Consider the following 18,203-nt stretch of genomic DNA (forward strand, 5'->3'; position numbering starts at 1 on the left):
GGCGAACTAGGCTGGAGCCATGACCGCCCCCTCTCCGCGCCGCGTGTCCGCCGTCGAAGCCGTCACCGAGGGTGCCGCGCCCGGTCCGGGCGAGGTGCTCGAGCAGCCCACGCTCGCCGACCTCACGACCCTGCGCGTCGGCGGCCCTGCCGACGCGTACCTCGAGGCGAGCACCGAGGCAGAGCTCGTCGACGCGGTCCGTGCGGCCGACGACGCGGGCGAGCCGCTCCTCGTGCTCGGAGGTGGCTCCAACCTGCTCGTGAGCGACGAGGGCTTCGGTGGGGTCGTGGTCCGCGACGTGCGTGCCGAGATCCGCATCGACGCGGAGGACACGTGCGGCGGCGGGAGCGTGACCGTGACCGCGGGGCAGGACTGGGACCAGCTCGTGGAACGGGCCGTGGCCCAGGAGTGGGTCGGGATCGAGGCGTTGTCCGGCATCCCCGGAACCGTCGGGGCGGCCCCGGTCCAGAACATCGGCGCCTACGGCCAGGAGGTCGCGGGCGTCGTGGCCTCGGTGCGCGTGTGGGACCGCGCGGAGTCGCGCATCCGCACGCTGCCGCTCATCGACCTGGACTTCGGCTACCGCACCTCGCTCCTCAAGCGGACCATGCACGCCTCGCCCGACGGCGGCGACATCTGGTACCCGTCCCCGCGCTTCGTCGTCCTCGAGGTCAACCTCCAGATGCGGCTCGGGACCCTTTCGGCCCCGATCGGCTACCCCGAGCTCGCGCGCCGCCTGGGCGTCCAGGTGGGCGAGCGCGCGCCGAGCGCCGAGGTGCGCGCCGCGGTGCTCGAGCTGCGCGGGGGCAAGGGCATGCTGCTCGACGACCCGACCGCCCCCGACCACGACCGCTGGAGCGCGGGCTCGTTCTTCACGAACCCGGTCGTCGCCGCGGACCAGGCCGACCTGCTGCCGCACGACGCCCCGCGCTTCCCGGTCCGGTCGGCGCTCCCGTCGCGCACCACGGGTCCGAGCCTCGGGGAGATCGACCCGACCCTGGTCAAGACCTCGGCGGCCTGGCTCATCGAGCACGCGGGCTTCACCAAGGGGTTCGGCGTGCACGGCCCGTCGAGCGCCGCGAGGCTCTCGACCAAGCACACCCTGGCCCTGACGAACCGAGGGGCGGCGACCGCAGCGGAGATCGTCGAGCTCGCACGCACCGTGCGCGACGGGGTGCTCGACGCCTACGGGATCGAGCTGGTCCCCGAGCCCGTGCTGGTGGGCGTCACGCTCTGAGGCACTGAGCGTCGCTGCCGAGTCCCGGAAGTGCCGAGGTAGAGGGCCCGCGTCGAGGTAGAGGGCTCCGGCCCACTGTCTCGACGCGGGCCCTCTACCTCGCGGACCGAGCGGCTGGGCTGGTCAGTAGACGATCACGGTCGTGCCGGCCGGGGCGCCCCACGAGTCCCAGATCCAGTTCATGGCCCCGTTGGCGACACGCACGCACCCGTGCGACGCGGGTGACGGGGGGACCGAGCCCGAGCCGTGGACCGCGATCCCACCGTTGAAGAACTTGGGGCGCCACATGCTCCCGAGCTCGAGCGAGGACTCGTAGTTCCCGTCGACCTGACGCCCCACCGTGAACGTCCCCGCAGGGGTGCGGGCGTAGTACGTCCGACCCTTGGCCTCGTAGCGCTCGCCGTTGCCCGACGAGGCGTTGATGATCGCGGTGACGCGCCCGTCGTCGACCGCCAGGACGAGCTGACGGGCGATGTCGATCTCGATCACGTGGCCCGAGGAGCTCTGGGGCGTGGGTCGGACACCCTGGTCCAGCGCCGCCTGGGTCATGGGGCCGACCCGGCCGTCGCGGCCGATGCCCGCGGCCTTCTGCAGGGCCCAGACGGCCTGCTGCGTGCCCGGACCGAACGTGCCGTCGGGGCTCGCTCCGAAGTAGCCGAGGTCGGCGAGGCGCTGCTGGAGGGCGACGACCCGATCTCCTGTGCTCCCGCGCACGAGCTCCTCGGTCGCGGGGTCGGGGGCCGGCGCGACGGGCGCGGGCTCGGCAGCCGGGGGAGCGGGCGTCTCGGCGGGCGGTGCCGGCTCGACCGGCTCCGGCGGCTCCGGCGTGGGCTCGGGAGCCGGGGCCTCGGTCGGCGTCGGAGCGGGGCTGGGCGTCTCGGAGGGAGAGGGCGACGAGGTCGAGGTGGGCGGGGCCGAGGTCTCGCCGGCGCCCGGGCTCAGGACGTCGCACCCTCCGACGAGCAGCAGGGCGACGAGGGCGGCCGTGGTGGCAGTCCATCTCGTCCTGATCGATCGTTCCTTCGACATGCGTGTTCCCCCTCGATGCCCGGCGTCCTGCCGGAGAACTGGCACGACCACGTTCTCACGCCGCAGGCACAGGGCCTGCATCGCCCGCGCGCGGTATGCGCAATCGTTGTGAAGCGTCGGTCGTCAGTCGCTGTGCCGGCGCAGGAGCTCGCCTCGCACGAGTGCGAAGATCGCGTCGTCGTCGAGCCCCGCCTCGCGCACCGCAGCGACGAAGGTGCGTGCGGCCTGCCGGGCGACGACGTCGGTGGGGGCCACGCCGTCGGCGACGACCGTGCCCGCGCGACGGTGCGTCGTGGTGATGCCGGCCGACTCGAGCTCGCGGTAGGCGCGTGCGACGGTTCCTGCGGCGAGGCCGAGGTCGGCCGCGAGGGCCCGGATGGTGGGTAGGCGGTCGCCGACCACGAGGCGTTCCGCGGCGACGTGCGCGACGACCTGCGAGCGGATCTGCTCGTACGGGGGCACGCCCGACGCGAGGTCGATCTCGAGGTGCAGCCCTGCCGCGCCGGGCTGCTCGGTCCCGGCCACTCAGGTGTCCCGGTGGGTGATTGGCAGCGGCGCGGGCAGCTCACTCCGGAGGTTTTGTATCATCATGCCGACACAATGGCAGTCGCCCCTCGCGGTGTCAACGGCTGCGTGAGAGGTCTCTCACGCAGCCCTCATCCCCGCATCACGTCGTGCCGTTTGCCTTGCTGCCATGGACACCGCCGCGCAGCTGCTCACCGGTCCCCGGGCCGGGGACCTCCTGGAGGCGGCGCTCGCCGTCGACCACGTCGCGCTGGGCTCGTGGCGCGTGCACCAGGTGCACGCGCGCCCGGGCGCCGAGGTGAGCGTCGGGTACGAGGTCACGGTGCGCGGCCGCGCCGGTGGGCTGCGGACGGCCGGAGGGCGCGACGAGTACCTCGTGGCGACCACGGCCGACCTCCCGCCCGACGTCGTCGAACGGCACGGCATCCTGCGCATGGTCGACGGCGACCAGACCGTCCACGTGTGGCGCCACCCCGTGGACCCCCTCCTGCCGGGGCTCGCGACGGCCTGCGACGCCGCGACGCTGACCGACCGGTGGCGCTCGATCGACGCGCACGCCCCGCTCGTCCTGGGGCTGGACCTGGTCGCCTACCGCCCCCTGCGCCGGGCCGTCCTGCGCGCACGGACGACCGCGGGCGACGTCTACCTCAAGGTCGTCCGCCCGGACAGGGTCGCGGAGCTCCGGCTGCGCCACGACCTCTTCCTGGTCGCCGAGGCCGCTCCACAGGGATACAGCCTGACGGCGCCGCTCGCGGCCCCCAGGGTCCTGGCCTCGCTCGGTGAGGGCATCCTCGTCCTCGGTGCGCGCCCCGAGGAGACCATGGCCTCCGCCGTGGCCTCGACCCCCCGGCACGAGCAGGCGCTCACGGTCGACCCGCACGAGCTGCTCCGGGCGCTGGACGCGCTGCCCCCGGACGCCGTCCTGCTCGAGCGCCGCCCCGCCTGGGCCGAGCGCTCCGCGCACTACGCACGCTCCGCCGTCGGGCGCCTTCCTCACGTCGCCGCGCGCATCGAGGCCCTCGAACGAGGCGTGCGCCGCATCGTCGAGACCCGTGACCCCGGCCCCGTGGTCGCGACGCACGGCGACTTCTACGAGGCCAACGTCCTCCTCGTCGGCGGAGCGGGCTGCCGCCGGGTGGCCGCTGTCCTCGACGTCGACACGCTCGGCCCGGGTCACCGCGTGGACGACCTCGCGTGCATGGCCGGGCACCTCGCAGTCCTCGAGACCCTCGCGCCCCAGGTGTACCCCGGGGTCCAGGGACTCGTGGACCGCTGCCTCGCGGCGTTCGGCGAGAGCACGGACCCGGTCGGGCTGCGCGCGCGCACCGCCGGCGTCGTCCTCTCGTTGCTGCCCGGCGCGCCGCGCGACGCGCTCGCCGAGGTCTGGCTCGCCGTCGCCGAAGAGCTCCTCGCAGGGGCCGAGGACCGTCTCAGAGTCCTCTCACCGACGGCTCCTCGGGCTCTCACGCCTCCGGCGGACTCTCGAAGGGACGGGGCGGCGGACCGGCTGCCCCTCGGCTGAGGAGGTAGGACATGGACGCACGCAGGATCTGGGTCGCGACCGGCACGCTGGGCGTGCTCGGGGTCGGGTTCGGCGCCACGATGGCCGCGGCGGAGGACGACGTCGGGCAGGACCCGGCTGCGGTCGTCGAGCGCGCGGCGGACGGCACGACGACGGCACGCGCCACGAGCGCGACGCCCAGCCCGTCGGACCTCGACCCGTCGAGCGCCACGACGAGCGTGACCGCCGGGTCGCCGACCTCGGCGGACTCCGCGAACACCGCCCCGAGCCCGGTGACTCCTGCGAGTCCCGCCTCGGCACAGACGTCCCCGTCGGCCGCCACCCCGTAGGTGGCGTCGACGGGCGACCCGGCAGCCGGCGCGTCACCGGCTGCACCACGAGAGGGCGGGGGCACACGGTGCCCCCGCCCTCTCGTTCGTCGTACAGTCGGCCGCGCGGCGCGCTCCTGGCCCACGGCGGGCCCGGCTCACGCCCCGTGGCCCATCGCGACGGCGTGTCGCGGACGGCTCAGGCCGCCGGGTCCGCCAGCCGGTAGCCCATGCCGCGCACCGTGACCACGCGCTCGGGGCCCAGCTTGTTGCGCAGGTAGCGGACGTAGACGTCCACGACGTTGGAGCCCGGGTCGAAGTCGTATCCCCACACCCGCGAGAGCAGCTGCTCGCGGCTCAGGACCTGGCCCGGGTTGCGCAGGAACGTCTCGGCGAGGGCGAACTCCCGGGCCGAGAGGTCGACCTCCCGGTCCTCGGTGCGGGCGCGGCGCGTGCGCAGGTCGAGGCTGAGCGACCCGTGCGAGAGCACGGTGACCTCGCCCGCGGGCTCGGTCCGCAGGCGCAGGCGGATGCGCGCCAACAGCTCCTCGAACCGGAACGGCTTGACCATGTAGTCGTCCGCCCCGCCCTCGAGGCCCGCCACGGTGTCGGTGACCGAGGACCGGGCCGTGAGGATGACGACGGGGATCGTGTTGCGGGCCGAGCGGAGCCGGCGCAGGACCGTGAACCCGTCCTGGTCCGGCAGCCCCAGGTCCAGGATCATCAGGTCGTAGTCGCCTGTCTGCGCCAGGTCGTAGCCCTCCCGGCCGGTCGTGACGGCCGTGCTCGCGTACCCGGCCGCGCGCAGCCCCTTGGACACGAACGACGAGATCCGTGTCTCGTCCTCGACGACGAGGATCTGGCTCACAGCGATGTCCTTTCACCCAGGTGCGCCGGGGAGATCACGGGGATCTCCACGGTCAGCGGAGTCAAGAGGTCGTGCTCCGGGTGTTCCCGTGCCGGACCTGCCGGCGAGGGAGGGGAGCTCCGGTGGTCGTGGTCCGGTCCGGGCGGGGGCGGAGCCAGGCCGGGTTCGAGCGGCAGGTCGAGCGTGAAGGTGGAACCGAAACCTCGGGTCGAGGAGACCTCGACCCGGCCGTCGTGCCCGCCCGCGATCGCGCTGACGATCGCCAGGCCCAGACCCGCGCCGTCGCGGAACGCGGGGTCGCGCTCGGCCTGCGCGAAGCGCACGAAGATGCGCTCGAGCTGGTCGGGCGAGACGCCGATGCCCTCGTCCCGGACCCAGAGCCGGATCCGGCCGTCACGCACCGCGGAGCCCAGGGTGATCTTCGACCCCGGTGCGGAGAACTTCACGGCGTTCGAGGCGAGCTGGAGCCATGCCTGGGTCAGGCGCTGCTCGTCGACGAGCGCGGTGGCTCCGGTGCGTGCGTCGATCTTCCACCTGCGGTCGCCCAGGAGGCGGGCCTTGTCGAGGATGTCGTCGGTCAGGCGCCCCAGGTCGGTCTCCTCGAGGCGGACGAAGTCCGGGCTCCCAGCGGTCGCGAGCGTCATGAGGTCGTCGACGAGCCGGTGCATGCGGTCGAGCTCGTCGAGCGCGAGACTGCGCGTGGCCGCCGAGTCCTCGGGGTCGCCCGGGTCCATGAGCTCGAGGTGCCCGCGGACGATCGTCAGCGGGGTGCGCAGCTCGTGCCCCACGTCGTCGAGGAGCTGGTGCTCGGCGTCGAACGCGGCGGCCAGACGGTCGAGCATCTCGTTGAACGCCTGGGTGAGCTCGGAGACGTCGTCGTTGCCCGTGACCGGGATGCGCTCGGACGTGTGGGTGTCGCTGATCCGCCGAGCGGTCTGGCCGAGCAGGCGCACGGGGCGCAGCAGGCGCCCCGCGACGAGCCAGCCGACCGCGCCGATGAGCAGGAGCGAGACCACCGCGATGATCGCGTACGTCCGGAAGACCTGGTCGAACTCGGCGTGCTCGGCATCGCGGTCGTACGCCAGGACGAGCGCGGAGGGTTCCTTGCCGTCCGTCACGGGCACGACCAGCACCCGGTAGCTGGTGGTGGGCGTCGTGATCTCGCGCAGGGCGACCCGGTCGCCCGTGGTCAGGGGCTCCAAGGCGTCCATGAGCGTCTCGTCGTCCTCGAGCCGCAGGGGCACGGGCGACGCCGCGATCCACTGGGCGCGTCCGGCGCGGAAGCCCACCATGCCCTCGTGCGGGGCGGGCACGGTCTGGCGCATCGCGATGTTCACCAGGTCGTCCGACGACGTGAAGCGTTCTCCCGTGGAGGGGTTGACGCCGTCCTGGGCGAGGGCCTTGAACTCCTCGAGCGAGCGCGTGAGGGAGAGGTCCATCCGGTCGTCGACGTGCTTGCGCTGGGACGTGAACGCGACGCCGCCCGCGATGATCAGCCCCAGGGCCGCGAGGGCGAGGACCGCGCCGAGGATACGGGCGCGGACCGTCAGCAGTCGCGCGGTCGTGCGGGGGAGGTGGGGCGCGGCGGGGTCGGAGGCCTGGGCCATCATCCGTTCCCCGTGTCGGGGGTCCACATGCCGTCGTCGTACTCGTCCGACGGGCGGTACATGCCGTCGTCGTACTCGTCGCCGGGGTGGTACATGCCGTCGTCGTAGGGCTGCTCGTCGGTCTGAGGCGCCGTACCGGTGCCGCTGTCGACGGTGCCCCCGCTGCGAGGAGGGGCCGGCTGGACGGGGACGAGGGGCCCGTCGTCGTCCGACCCCTCGTCGCCGGGCTCCGTGGGCTCGACCGGTTCCTCCTCGACGGACTCGACGGGGGACGGGACGGGCTCGGGGGTCACGGTCTCGACCGGGGCAGGGCTCAGGACGACCTGGTTGCCCAGGTCACGGTCCGGGGGGCTCGCGGAGACGAGGGCCACGGCAGCCGTGCCGACGCCGAGGGTGCCCAGCACCAGGGCGCCCACCCACATCGTCGTCCGTCGCATGGCGCGAGTGTCCCGGGTCCTCATGAGAGGGGCATGAGAGCGTCGGTCACCCACGGGGCGCCTCTCCCGTGGGTGGTGCCTCGTCGGCGATCCACGCGTCGACACCCGCGAGCAGCCGCGCCGTGGTCGAGCGCCCGGCCCGGCTCGCCCGGATCGAGGAGCGTGCGAGGTCGGCCAGCTCCTCGTCCGAGAACCCGTGCTCGGTCCGCGCCGACTCGTACTGCGCCACGAGCCGCGAACCGAAGAGCAGCGGGTCGTCGGCCCCGAGCGCGACCTGCGCGCCCGCGTCGACGAGCGCCCCGAGCGGGACCTGCGCGCCGTCGTCGTACACCCCGAGCGACACGTTCGAGGCGGGGCAGACCTCGAGGGCGACCCCCCGCTCGACGACCTGCTCGAGGACCCGCGGGTCCTCGACGGACCGGACCCCGTGGCCGAGCCGGTCCGGGTCCAGGTCCGTCAGGACCTCGCTCACGTGGTCCGGGCCGAGGAGCTCGCCACCGTGCGGGACCAGGGCGAGCCCCGCGCGCCGCGCGATCGCGAAAGCGGGCGCGAAGGCCGCGGTGTCCCCGCGCCGCTCGTCGTTGCTCAGCCCGAATCCCAGGACCTCGCCCGGCCCGTCGCCCACGTACTGCGCCGCGAGGCGTGCGAGCGTGCGCGCGTCGAGCGGGTGCCGCATGCGCGACGCGGCGACGATCACGCCCACCTCGGTCCCCGTCGCGGCGCTCGCCTCGCGGGCCGCGTCGAGCACGATCTCGACCGCGGGCGAGATGCCGCCCACGAAGGGCGCGTACGACGTGGGGTCGACCTGGATCTCGAGGCGCCCCGACCCCTCGGCCGCGTCGTCCTCCGCGGCCTCGTGCACGATCCGGCGCATGTCCGCCTCGGAGCGCACGCACGCGCGCGCGGCGTCGTACAGGCGCTGGAAGCGGAACCAGCCACGCTCGGTCGCGGGCAGGCGCAGCGGGTCGCCGTCGAGCAGCGCGGACGGGAGCCGCACCCCGTACTGCGCCGCGAGGTCCCGCAGCGTCTCGGGCCGCATGGACCCGGTGAAGTGCAGGTGGAGGTGGGCCTTGGGGAGCTTCGCCAGATCACGCACAGGGGCAGTCTTCCATCAGCCGGGCCCCCGCACGGGGAGTTCCGGTCCCCGGCCGGGTGAGATCGGGGCCGGCCTCACACGCCGGGCAGGATCCCGCGCTCGATCGCGACGGTCACGGCGCGCGTGCGGTCGTCGACCCCGAGCTTGGCGAACGCACGCAGCAGGTGCGTCTTGACGGTCGCCTCGGAGATGAACAGCTCGCGCCCGATCGCGGGGTTGCTCAGCCCGCGCGCGACCAGCGCGAGGACCTGCGACTCGCGGGGCGTGAGCCGCTCGCCCGCGCCGCGGACCGACGTCACGAGCCGGGTCGCGACCGTGGGGGCCAGGACGGTCTCGCCGCGGGCCGCGGCCCGGATCCCGGCCACGAGCACGTCGCGCGGCGTGTCCTTGAGCAGGTACCCCGTGGCTCCTGCCTCGACCGCACGCAGGATGTCGGTGTCGGTCTCGTACGTCGTGAGCACGACGACGCGGGGCCGCGCACCCCGCCCGTCGCCGGGGGAGCGGGGGCCGCCGAGGATCTCGCTCGTCGCCCCCACGCCGTCGAGCACGGGCATGCGCAGGTCCATGAGCACGACGTCGGGGCGCAGCTCGTGCGCGAGCCGCACGCCCTCGCGCCCGTCGCCCGCTTCACCGACCACCACGAGGTCCGGCTCGGCCGTGAGCATCCCGACGAGGCCCGAACGGACCACGGGGTGGTCGTCGACCACGAGGACGCGGACCTGGGGGGAGGTGGCGGGCGAGGAAGTGGTCACGAGGTGCTCCGGGGGGCAGGGGTGGCGGCGGGGGACGTAACAGGCGCGGGGGGCCGTCCCGGCACGGGCAGCTCGACGCGCACGCTCGTCCCGCCCCCGGGCGTCCCGTGCACGGTGACCTCGCCGCCGCTCGCCGCGACGCGCTCGCGCATGCCGCGCAGGCCGAACCCTTCCACGACGCCCGGGCCGAGCCCGCGACCGTCGTCGACGACCTCGAGGACGACCGCGGCGCCGTCGGGCCCGTCACCGGACCCCGGGAAGCCGGCACCCGCAGGGCCACCGGGCACCAGGGAGACGACGACGGCGCTCGCCGCCGCGTGGCGGCGCACGTTGGCCAGGGCCTCCTGCGCGGACCGCAGCAGGACCACCTCCTCGGCGCTCGACAGCCCGAGCACGTCCGCGACCTCGAGGTCGACGTGCGTGCCGGTCTCGTCCGTGAAGCGGTCGGCGAGGCGGCGCAGCGCCTGGCCGAGCGTGCCCACCTGGAGCGGGGCGGGCGCGGCCGCGGCGACCAGGGCCCGCGCCTCGGCGAGGTTGTCGCGCGCGGTCGACTCGACGAGCGCGAGCCGCTCGCGCGCTGCGTCGGGGGCCGACCGGTCGAGGTCGGCGCTCGCGGCCTGCGCGAGCATCACCACGCTCGTGAACCCCTGGGCGAGCGTGTCGTGGATCTCCTGGGCGACACGCTCGCGCTCCGCGAGCACGCCCGCCTCGTGGTGCGAGCGCGCGAGCTCGGCCTGGGTCGCGCGCAGCTCGTCGACGAGCCGCGCGTGCCGCTCGGCCTGCCGCATGGTGTGCGCGGTCCACAGCCCGAGGCTGAGCGCGAACGCCAGCGCGACGCCCATCTGCGGTGCCGTGCTCGCGAGCTCGGCCACCCCGACCCGGCCTGTCGTCGGGTCGAACGCGAGCGCGAGCGCCGTGCCCGCCGCGAGCACGACGCACAGCACGACCTGCGTCCACAGGCGTTCCGAGAGCATCCAGATCTGCGTGAACACCGCGAACAGCAGGAGCGTGCCCAGCGCGTCCTGACCCACGACCACGAGCGTGCACGCGATCGCCACGACGAGGTAGACGTGCGCGGCCACCTGGTTGCGCGTCCGCGCGGCGCGCCGCCCCCAGCCGACGTACCCGACGAGGATGACCCCGACGGCCGCGAGCGAGACGACGAGCGCCGTGCCGCGGACGTCGGCGGTGAGCAGCGCGAGCGCGCTGAGGACGACGATGACGTAGAACGCCACGTCCCACCAGCGCACGTCGCGCTCCCACGTGCCGTCGATCTGGGCGGCCTGCGAGTCCTGCACCGTCCCGGCCTCGTCGGGGGCGTGGCCGTCAGCCGTCGTCACGACGCCGCCACCGGAACGTCCGCACCCCCACCACGAGTCCCACCACGAGCCATGCGACCAGTACAGCAGCCGTGGCACCGTGCTGCCACGACCCGCCCACCTCGAGGGCCTCGGCCTCTGCCGGCAGGAACACCGAGCGCATGCCCTGCGCGAGCCACTTCAGCGGGAAGACCGACGCGACCTGCTGCATCCACGACGGCAGCGCGAAGAACGCGAAGAACACGCCCGAGATGAACTGCAGCACCAGCACCACGGGCGTCACGACGGCGCTCGCGGACTTCCCGGAGCGGGGCACCGAGGAGAACGCGACGCCCAGCACCGAGCCCGTCGCGGTACCGAGCACGAACACCCAGGCGAACGTCCCCCAGGCCGAGGCGGTGGTCGGCATCGGGACGTCGAACGCCGTGGCGGCGAGCAGCAGCAGCGCGGCGGTCTGCACGGTCACGGCGATCAGGACCTGGCAGATCTTTCCCAGGAAGTACGAGGTCGCCGGCAGCGGCGTCGCGCGCAGGCGCTTGAGCGTGCCGTCGTCGCGCTCGACCGCGATCGAGATCGCGAGGTTCTGGAAGCTCGTGAGCATGACACCCGTGGCGACCATGCCGGGCAGGAAGTACTGCGTGAACGGCACGGAGTCCGTGGCGTTCCCTTGTTCCTGCTGCCCGAACACCGTCGCGAAGATCGCCATCATGATGAGCGGGTAGGCCAGGATGAAGATGACCGCGTCGCGCTCGCGCAGGAACGCGAGCATCTCGATCCAGGTCCGCCGCAGCCCCGTGCGCAGGGTGCCGGGCAGCGCGCGCCGGGCGTGGGGGGCTGGTGCGGGGGCGGTCTGGGTGCTCATCGGGTGGCCTCCTCGGCGACGGGTGCGGACGGGACGGCGGAGGTCGGCGGGAGCCCGGGCGGCGCGGCTGCCGACGAGGTGGCGGACGGGTCTGCGGACGGGGCCGCCGGTACGGCCCCGATGAGCTCGAGGTACACGTCCTCGAGGCTCGGCTGGAGCACGCGCAGGCCCGGCACCTCGCCGTCGGGTCCGGCCAGGCGTGCCGCGAGCGAGGCGACCAGCGCGGTCGGGTGGTCGGTGCGCTCGACGTGCGTGACGCCGTCGGACACCCACTGCACGACGGGGCGCAGCGCACCCGGCCCGCCCAGGTCGCCCGGCGCCCCGAGGGCGACGACCTTCCCGTCGCGTACGACGGCGGCGCGGTCGGCCAGGTGCGCGGCCTCGTCGAGGTAGTGGGTCGTCAGGAGGATCGTGGTGCCGCTCGCGCGCAGGGCCAGGACGAGGTCCCAGAAGCTGCGGCGGGCCTGCGGGTCGAACCCGGTCGTGGGTTCGTCGAGGAACAGCAGCTCGGGGTCGCCCACGATCCCGAGCGCGACGTCGAGGCGGCGCCGCTGGCCGCCCGAGAGCTGGCGGGCACGCGTCGACGCCTTCTCCTGCAGCCCGACGGCGGTGATCACCTCCTCGGGGTCGCGCGGGGCCGGGTAGAACGTCGCGAAGTGGCGCACGAGCTCGCGCACCGTGAGCTCGGCCTGGTCGCGCGAGTCCTGGAGCACGACGCCGATCCGGCTGCGCCACGCGCGCCCCGCGAGCGCGGGGTCCTCGCCGAGGACCTGGACCTGCCCGCCGTCGCGCTTGCGGAAGCCCTCGAGGATCTCGACCGTCGTGGTCTTGCCTGCGCCGTTGGGGCCGAGGACCGCGAAGATCTCGCCGCGCTCGACCGTGAGGTCCAGCCCGTCGACCGCCTGCTTCACGGTGCTGCCTGCGCCGCTGCCCTGCGTGTAGCGCTTGGTGAGCCCGCGGACCTCGATGGCCGGGGAGCTCGTGCCTGCTCGGGGAGGAGTCCTGTCTGTGCTCATGGCTCCAGCCTGGCGTGAGCGTGGGGCTCGCCGCGACGACCGGTCGGGGGGACGCGGGGTCCACCGGTCGGTGGACGCGGGCGGTGACGGGCACGCCCGCCGGGGGGTGACCGGAAGACTCACCCACGGTGACGGGATGTCCGCCGCGATGGCCCGCCAGGGGTCCACTACTGTCAGCCGCATGAGCGACGCCGCGATCACGCTGACCGTCCTGGGCGCAGCGGTGGTCCTCTTCGTGTGGAACAGGCTGCCGGTCGGTGTCGTGGCGCTCGCGGTCGCGCTCTCGCTCTACCTCACGGGCGTCCTCACGGTCGAGGAGTCGCTCGCGGGCTTCGGCACCCCGACCGTGATCCTCATCGCAGCGCTGTTCGTGGTCGCCGAGGCGCTCGACGCCGCAGGCATCACGGCGTGGGCGGGCCAGCAGCTGATCGACCGGGCGGGGACGAGCCCCGCCCGGCTCATGGTGCTCATGCTGGTGCTCTCGGCGGTGCTGTCCGCGCTCGTCACGCCCAACGGCGCGGTCGCGGCGCTGTTCCCCATGGTCGTGGTCCTCTCGACGCGGCTCGGCCGCTCGCCCTCGCAGCTCCTCATGCCCCTCGCGTTCGGTGCGCACGCCGGGTCGCTCCTCATGCTGACGGGCACGCCCGTCAACGTGATCGTCTCGGCGACGGCCCTCGAGGAGACAGGCACGGGCCTGGGGTTCTTCGAGTTCGCGCTGGTGGGCGTCCCGCTGCTCGCGGGGACGATCCTGGTCTGCGTGCTGTGGGGTCCGCGCCTGCTGCCGCACCGCAGCGCGCGCTCGCTCTCGCGCGACCTGACGGGCCTGCCCGCGGACCTGCTGCGCGACTACGCTCCGTCCGGCAGCATCGCGCGCCTCGCCGTGCCCGTGGGCTCACCACTCGTCGGGGTCGCGGCCGACGCGATCGACACGGGCGACCGTTCGGTGCACGCGGTCGCGGTGCAGGACCGGTCGGGTCGGCCCGCGTCGGAGGTTGCGGCGGGCGGTCAGCTCGTGGTGCGCGGCGGCCGCAGGGGGATCGACGGGTTCGCGGCCGCCAGCGGCCTGGTCGCCCCCACGGGGCCCGACGGCGAGGACGTCACCTGCGGGCTCGTGTCCCGCGAGCACGGGGTCGCCGAGGTCATCGTGCGCCCGCGCTCGGGCCTGATCGGCGAGCGCGTCTTCCCGGGCATGGTCACGGACTCGGGCGAGCTCGTGGTCCTGGCCGTGAAGCGGCTCGGGGAGGTCCTCGACCCGGCCACCGACGAGGGGGAGAACCGGCCCGCGGCCGACCCGCGCGACCACGAGGTCACGCTGCGCGCGGGCGACGCGGTGCTCCTCCAGGGGCCGTGGGACGCGCTCGACCGCCACACCGACGACCCCGACGTCCTCGTGGTCGACACCCCGGACTCGATCCGCCGCCAGGCCGCGCCGCTCGGGCGCCGGGCCGTGCCGGCGATCGTGGTGCTCGTGCTCATGGTGGCCGCGCTCGCGACGGACGTGCTGCCGGCTGCGGTCACCGCCGTGGGGGCCGCGATCGCGATGATCCTGCTGCGCGTCGTCACGACGCGCCAGGCGCAGCGTTCGATCTCGCTCACGACCGTGATCCTCGTGGCGGGCATGATCCCGCTCTCGACCGCGATCACGCAGACCGGCGCCGCGGAGATCGTCGCGACGGCGCTGATCGACGTGGTCGGCGGGGGAGGGCTGACGCTCCTGCTGCTCGGCATCTTCGTGCTGTGCGCGGTGCTCGGGCAGCTCATCAGCAACATGGCCACGGCCCTGGTCATGATCCCCATCGCAGGGTCGGTCGCGCTCGAGCTCGGGATCTCGCCCGTGCCGCTCGTGATGTGCGTCGCGGTCGCGTCCGCCGCGGCGCTCCTGACGCCCGTCGCGACGCCCGGCAACATGATGGTCATGGAACCCGGCGGCTACCGGTTCGGCGACTACTGGAAGCTCGGCCTGCCCGTGCTCGGGGTCTACCTGCTGGTCGCGGTGTTCCTCGTCCCCCTGATCTGGCGGCCGTAGGGCTCGCCCGGCACGTCCTGCACCAACCCGCACCGCACGTCCCGCACTGCACCACACCGCACTGCACCAGCCCCGGCCCCGGCCGCGGCCCGAGAGATGGAGCACGCCATGGGTGACGCACCCTTCGACCCGATCCCGTCCGACACCGCCGTACGCGCCGTCGAGGTGTCCGTCGACGCAGCGCCGGCAGGGGCCACGACCGGGGTCCTGGTGACCTCGGACGGCGACGTCCCGGCCGCGATCGGCGCCGACCGCGACGAGCTCGCCCGCTGGGGCTTCACGGGGCGTGCGGGGCAGACCCTCGCCCGCCCCTCCGCAGGGGCCGACGTGGTCGCTGTCGGCGCCGGACCGGCCGGCCGGCTCGACACCGCCGCGATCCGTGACGCCGCGGCCCACCACGCCCGGGCCGTCGCGCGCGACACGGTGGTGACGCTCTCGCTCGCGGGCACCGAGGGCCTCGACCTCGCCGAGGTCGCGAGCGCGGTCGTCGAGGGCGTCCTGCTGGGGCGCTACCGCTACGACCAGCTCCGCACCGAGCCCGCGACGGTCCCGGTCACGGGCATCGTCCTGCTCACGGACGGGGACGCGGCCGAGGCGCTCGCGGGTGCCCGGCGGGGCCTGGTCCTGGCCCGCGCGGCGCTCGTCTCGCGCGACCTCGCGAACACCCCGGCGGGCTACCTCACGGCCCCCGACCTGGCCGACGTCGCGGTGCGCCTGGGGGCCGCGAGCGGCCTCGAGGTCGAGGTCTTCGACAAGGCCGCGCTGACGGAGATGGGGTGCGGCGGCATCCTCGGGGTCAACGCGGGCAGCGTCGTCGAGCCCCGTCTGGTCAAGCTGACGTACCGCGGTGGCGAGGGGCACCTCGCGTTCGTCGGCAAGGGCATCACCTACGACTCGGGCGGCATCAGCCTCAAGCCCTCGAACGCGATGCACGCGGCCATGAAGATGGACATGTCCGGGGCGGGGGCGGCGCTCGCTGCCCTCTCGGTGCTCAAGGACCTGGGCGTGGGCACGACCGTCACGGCGTACCTCGCGTGCACCGACAACATGCCCTCGGGCAGCGCGACCAAGCTGGGCGACGTCCTCACGACGCGCAGCGGCCGCACGATCGAGGTCGTCAACACCGACGCCGAGGGCCGACTGGTCATGGCCGACGCGATCGCGCTCGCGGTCGAGGACGGCGTCGACGCGATCGTCGACATCGCGACCCTCACGGGCGCGGCGCTCGCGGCGCTCGGCACGGCGCGGGCCGCGCTGCTCGGCAACGACGACGCGCTGGCCGCCCAGGTCGAGTCGGCGTCGGCCGCGACCGACGAGCGCATCTGGCGCCTCCCGCTCGAGCACCGCTACCGGCCCCAGCTCGACTCGGACGTCGCGGACATCAAGAACCTGGGCGGCGAGTTCGCGGGGGCCATCACCGCAGCGCTGTTCCTCGCGGAGTGGGCGGGCGACGTGTCGTGGGCCCACCTCGACATCGCCGGCACCATGAAGTCGGACTCCGACGACGCGGTCTGGACCAAGGGCGCCACGGGCTTCGGGGCGCGCCTGCTCGCCGAGCTCGCGGGCGCGTTCACGGTCCCGGTCGCGTAGGTCCTGTGCACAGGAGAGGCCGGGCGCCCGCACTGCGGGCGCCCGGCCTCTCGTCATGTCCTCCTCGCGTCGCCCGGGAGGACCCGGCGCGGGGTGACGCGGGCCCGACGACGCACGCTCCGCCGTCGGGCCCCACCTCACTGCAGGTAGATCTCCGCCCCCGGGCCGAGCGGCAGACCCAGCAGGTACCAGCCCACGAGCAGCGCGGTCCACACGAGCAGCAGCGCGACGGTGTACGGCAGCATGAGCGAGATGATCGAGCCCACGCCGACCTTCTTGCGGTACCGCTCCGCGAAGATCACGATGAGCGCGAAGTACGGCATGAGCGGGGTCGCGACGTTGATCGGCGAGTCGCCCACGCGGTAGGCCGCGACCGCGAGGTCGGGCGAGATGCCGAGCTGGATGAACAGCGGCACGAAGATCGGGGCGAAGATCGCCCACTTCGGCACCACACCGCCGATGAAGATGTCGATCACGGCCGTCATCGCGATGAGGCCGATGATGAGCGGGACCGTCCCGAGGTTCGCCTGCTCGAGGGCGTCGGCCATGTTCACGGCCGCGACCGTGCCCAGGTTCGAGTAGTTGAAGTAGGCGATGAACTGGCTGATGATCAGCAGCAGGAAGATCAGCCCGGACAGGCCCGCGATCGTCTTCGTCATGGGGTTGATGACGTCCATGCTGTTCTTGATCGTCCCGGCACCCTTGCCGTAGCACAGGCCCATGACGAAGAAGTAGATCAGGATCAGGAAGATGATGCTGCCCATGAGGGGCGAGCCCTCGATGAGGCTGCCCGTCTCGGGGTTGCGCAGCGGCCCCCAGGACGGGAGCGTCAGCAGCAGGATGAACGCGGTGACGCCGATCAGGCCGAACCCGGACCACTTGAGCCCACGCTTCTCCGCGGCGGTCAGCTCGCCCGAGGGGGCGGCGGCGGCCGCCCCGCCAGAGTCGTGGTCGTCGGCCGCGGGGGCCTCGTCCTCCCGGTAGGTGCCCAGGCGGGGCTCGACGAACTTCTCGGTCACGAGCGTCGCGACCAGGGTCACCACGATGGTCGAGACGATCGAGAAGTAGAGGTTGCCCGTGATCGAGACGTGCTGCGCGGGGTCCGCGATCGACTCGTTGGTGATCTCGGCGAGCATGCCGTCGATCGGGGTGATGAGCAGGTTCACGCCGAACCCGCCGCCCACGCCCGCGAACGCCGCTGCCAGACCCGCGAGCGGATGTCGGCCGAGCGTGTGGAACACCGCGGCCGCCAGCGGGATGAGGACCAGGTAGCCCGCGTCGGTCGCGATCGAGGACAGCACGCCGAGGAACACCACGATGAGCGTGATGAAGCGCGCCGGCGTGACCTTGACGAGGCGCTTGATGAAGGCGCCGATCAGGCCGACCTCCTCGGCGAGGCCCACGCCGATCATGGCGACCACGATCACGCCGACGACGCCGAACCCGTTGAAGTTCTCGACGGGCGACGTGAAGATGAACCGGATCCCGTCGGCGCTCAGGAGCGACTCGACCGAGACCGTGACCTGCTCCACATGGGGGTCTTCGCTCTGGTAGGGCGCGTCCCCGATGAGCTCCTCGCCGCTCGGCTCGACCTGCTCGGCGACCTGCGCCTGGTCGAACGTGACCGAGGTCCCGGCGAGGTAGAACGCGTGCGAGAGCACGATGATGAGGGCGATGAGGCCCAGGAAGATGATGGCGGGGTGCGGGACCTTGTTCCCCACCCGCTCGATCCCGTCGAGCATGCGCTCGAGGGGGGTGCGTCGTACGACCGCGGCTTCCGACATGTCGCCCTCTCATGTCCCGATCGCCTCGTGCGGGGTGCGCGAGGACTCGGGGGTAAGTATTGCGAGGAGATCGTGTGGATGTGGGGTGAATCACCGGGAGCGGGCGATCGAATGCCGGACGAGCGGGTGAGATCTGCGGGCCGTCGTCTAGCGTGGGTCCTGAAGGACGGTCGCGAGCGGGTGCCGAGGGGTGCCTCGCGGGCGGTCACCCGGTGGGGCCGGACG

At 73.7% G+C, this 18,203-nt stretch carries 16 protein-coding genes; 5 read left to right on the plus strand and 11 right to left on the minus strand.

The window, feature by feature from the left end:
* Positions 1-19 precede the first annotated feature (19 nt).
* Positions 20-1,237 (plus strand): UDP-N-acetylmuramate dehydrogenase, encoded by a 1,218-nt coding sequence (locus ASE27_RS17630; RefSeq protein WP_082609102.1) that lies wholly within the window; start codon positions 20-22, stop codon positions 1,235-1,237.
* Positions 1,238-1,360: 123 nt separating this feature from the next.
* Here ASE27_RS17630 and ASE27_RS17635 read toward each other — a convergent pair whose 3' ends face one another.
* Together ASE27_RS17635 and ASE27_RS17640 are read right to left on the minus strand one after the other, a co-directional pair.
* Positions 1,361-2,266, minus strand: coding sequence for a L,D-transpeptidase family protein (locus ASE27_RS17635; RefSeq protein WP_056653695.1), 906 nt, complete (start codon positions 2,264-2,266; stop codon positions 1,361-1,363).
* Between the two features lie 123 nt (positions 2,267-2,389).
* A complete protein-coding gene (locus ASE27_RS17640) occupies positions 2,390-2,791 on the minus strand; it encodes a GntR family transcriptional regulator (protein ID WP_082609103.1) in 402 nt (133 codons plus the stop codon).
* Between the two features lie 169 nt (positions 2,792-2,960).
* Between ASE27_RS17640 and ASE27_RS17645 the strand changes: the two genes are divergently transcribed.
* Together ASE27_RS17645 and ASE27_RS17650 are read left to right on the plus strand one after the other, a co-directional pair.
* Positions 2,961-4,313, plus strand: a complete 1,353-nt coding sequence (locus ASE27_RS17645; RefSeq protein WP_056653698.1) for a phosphotransferase family protein — start codon at positions 2,961-2,963, stop codon at positions 4,311-4,313.
* 11 nt (positions 4,314-4,324) lie between these two features.
* A complete protein-coding gene (locus ASE27_RS17650; RefSeq protein ID WP_056653701.1) occupies positions 4,325-4,642 on the plus strand; it encodes a hypothetical protein in 318 nt (105 codons plus the stop codon).
* A 178-nt stretch (positions 4,643-4,820) separates the two neighbouring features.
* Here the strand turns inward: ASE27_RS17650 and ASE27_RS17655 are convergent, their stop codons facing one another.
* The 8 genes from ASE27_RS17655 to ASE27_RS17690 all read right to left on the minus strand — a co-directional run bounded on the left by ASE27_RS17655 (position 4,821) and on the right by ASE27_RS17690 (position 12,578).
* Positions 4,821-5,489 (minus strand): response regulator transcription factor, encoded by a 669-nt coding sequence (locus ASE27_RS17655; RefSeq protein WP_056653704.1) that lies wholly within the window; start codon positions 5,487-5,489, stop codon positions 4,821-4,823.
* Entirely contained in the window at positions 5,486-7,096 is a 1,611-nt protein-coding gene (locus ASE27_RS17660; RefSeq protein WP_235535486.1) for a cell wall metabolism sensor histidine kinase WalK, read from the minus strand. The genes ASE27_RS17655 and ASE27_RS17660 overlap by 4 nt, the downstream gene beginning before the upstream one ends.
* The gene (locus ASE27_RS17665; protein WP_056653707.1) at positions 7,096-7,533 is read right to left on the minus strand and encodes a hypothetical protein; all 438 of its coding nucleotides are present in this window, start codon (positions 7,531-7,533) and stop codon (positions 7,096-7,098) included. Before ASE27_RS17665 ends, ASE27_RS17660 begins: the two co-directional genes overlap by 1 nt.
* Before the next feature lie 46 nt (positions 7,534-7,579).
* Entirely contained in the window at positions 7,580-8,629 is a 1,050-nt protein-coding gene (locus ASE27_RS17670) for an adenosine deaminase (RefSeq protein ID WP_056653710.1), read from the minus strand.
* 74 nt (positions 8,630-8,703) lie between these two features.
* Entirely contained in the window at positions 8,704-9,294 is a 591-nt protein-coding gene (locus ASE27_RS17675; protein WP_056653958.1) for a response regulator transcription factor, read from the minus strand.
* Between the two features lie 83 nt (positions 9,295-9,377).
* Entirely contained in the window at positions 9,378-10,721 is a 1,344-nt protein-coding gene (locus tag ASE27_RS17680) for a sensor histidine kinase (protein ID WP_235535487.1), read from the minus strand.
* Positions 10,708-11,562 (minus strand): ABC transporter permease, encoded by an 855-nt coding sequence (locus tag ASE27_RS17685; protein WP_056653713.1) that lies wholly within the window; start codon positions 11,560-11,562, stop codon positions 10,708-10,710. Before ASE27_RS17685 ends, ASE27_RS17680 begins: the two co-directional genes overlap by 14 nt.
* Positions 11,559-12,578 carry an ABC transporter ATP-binding protein gene (locus tag ASE27_RS17690; protein WP_082609105.1) on the minus strand — a complete coding sequence of 340 codons (1,020 nt, stop codon included), beginning with the start codon at positions 12,576-12,578 and terminating at the stop codon, positions 11,559-11,561. Before ASE27_RS17690 ends, ASE27_RS17685 begins: the two co-directional genes overlap by 4 nt.
* Before the next feature lie 181 nt (positions 12,579-12,759).
* Between ASE27_RS17690 and ASE27_RS17695 the strand changes: the two genes are divergently transcribed.
* Complete coding sequence (locus ASE27_RS17695) at positions 12,760-14,604, plus strand: SLC13 family permease (protein WP_056653716.1); 1,845 nt, start codon at positions 12,760-12,762, stop codon at positions 14,602-14,604.
* A 108-nt stretch (positions 14,605-14,712) separates the two neighbouring features.
* Positions 14,713-16,194 carry a M17 family metallopeptidase gene (locus ASE27_RS17700; protein ID WP_056653718.1) on the plus strand — a complete coding sequence of 494 codons (1,482 nt, stop codon included), beginning with the start codon at positions 14,713-14,715 and terminating at the stop codon, positions 16,192-16,194.
* A 137-nt stretch (positions 16,195-16,331) separates the two neighbouring features.
* Here the strand turns inward: ASE27_RS17700 and ASE27_RS17705 are convergent, their stop codons facing one another.
* Positions 16,332-17,978, minus strand: coding sequence for an AbgT family transporter (locus ASE27_RS17705; protein WP_056653721.1), 1,647 nt, complete (start codon positions 17,976-17,978; stop codon positions 16,332-16,334).
* Positions 17,979-18,203: the final 225 nt, after the last annotated feature.

Source organism: Oerskovia sp. Root918, from assembly GCF_001428945.1.
Taxonomy (GTDB): Bacteria; Actinomycetota; Actinomycetes; order Actinomycetales; family Cellulomonadaceae; genus Oerskovia; species Oerskovia enterophila.

Excerpts from the sequence above, each read along its gene's own strand:
- ASE27_RS17630 (WP_082609102.1), top strand. The coding sequence starts at position 20 with ATGACCGCCCCCTCTCCGCGCCGCGTGTCCGCCGTCGAAGCCGTCACC.
- ASE27_RS17635 (WP_056653695.1), bottom strand. The coding sequence starts at position 2,266 with ATGTCGAAGGAACGATCGATCAGGACGAGATGGACTGCCACCACGGCC.
- ASE27_RS17645 (WP_056653698.1), top strand. The coding sequence starts at position 2,961 with ATGGACACCGCCGCGCAGCTGCTCACCGGTCCCCGGGCCGGGGACCTC.
- ASE27_RS17650 (WP_056653701.1), top strand. The coding sequence starts at position 4,325 with ATGGACGCACGCAGGATCTGGGTCGCGACCGGCACGCTGGGCGTGCTC.
- ASE27_RS17660 (WP_235535486.1), bottom strand. The coding sequence starts at position 7,096 with ATGGCCCAGGCCTCCGACCCCGCCGCGCCCCACCTCCCCCGCACGACC.
- ASE27_RS17665 (WP_056653707.1), bottom strand. The coding sequence starts at position 7,533 with ATGCGACGGACGACGATGTGGGTGGGCGCCCTGGTGCTGGGCACCCTC.
- ASE27_RS17675 (WP_056653958.1), bottom strand. The coding sequence starts at position 9,294 with ATGCTCACGGCCGAGCCGGACCTCGTGGTGGTCGGTGAAGCGGGCGAC.
- ASE27_RS17685 (WP_056653713.1), bottom strand. The coding sequence starts at position 11,562 with ATGAGCACCCAGACCGCCCCCGCACCAGCCCCCCACGCCCGGCGCGCG.
- ASE27_RS17690 (WP_082609105.1), bottom strand. The coding sequence starts at position 12,578 with ATGAGCACAGACAGGACTCCTCCCCGAGCAGGCACGAGCTCCCCGGCC.
- ASE27_RS17695 (WP_056653716.1), top strand. The coding sequence starts at position 12,760 with ATGAGCGACGCCGCGATCACGCTGACCGTCCTGGGCGCAGCGGTGGTC.
- ASE27_RS17700 (WP_056653718.1), top strand. The coding sequence starts at position 14,713 with ATGGGTGACGCACCCTTCGACCCGATCCCGTCCGACACCGCCGTACGC.
- ASE27_RS17705 (WP_056653721.1), bottom strand. The coding sequence starts at position 17,978 with ATGTCGGAAGCCGCGGTCGTACGACGCACCCCCCTCGAGCGCATGCTC.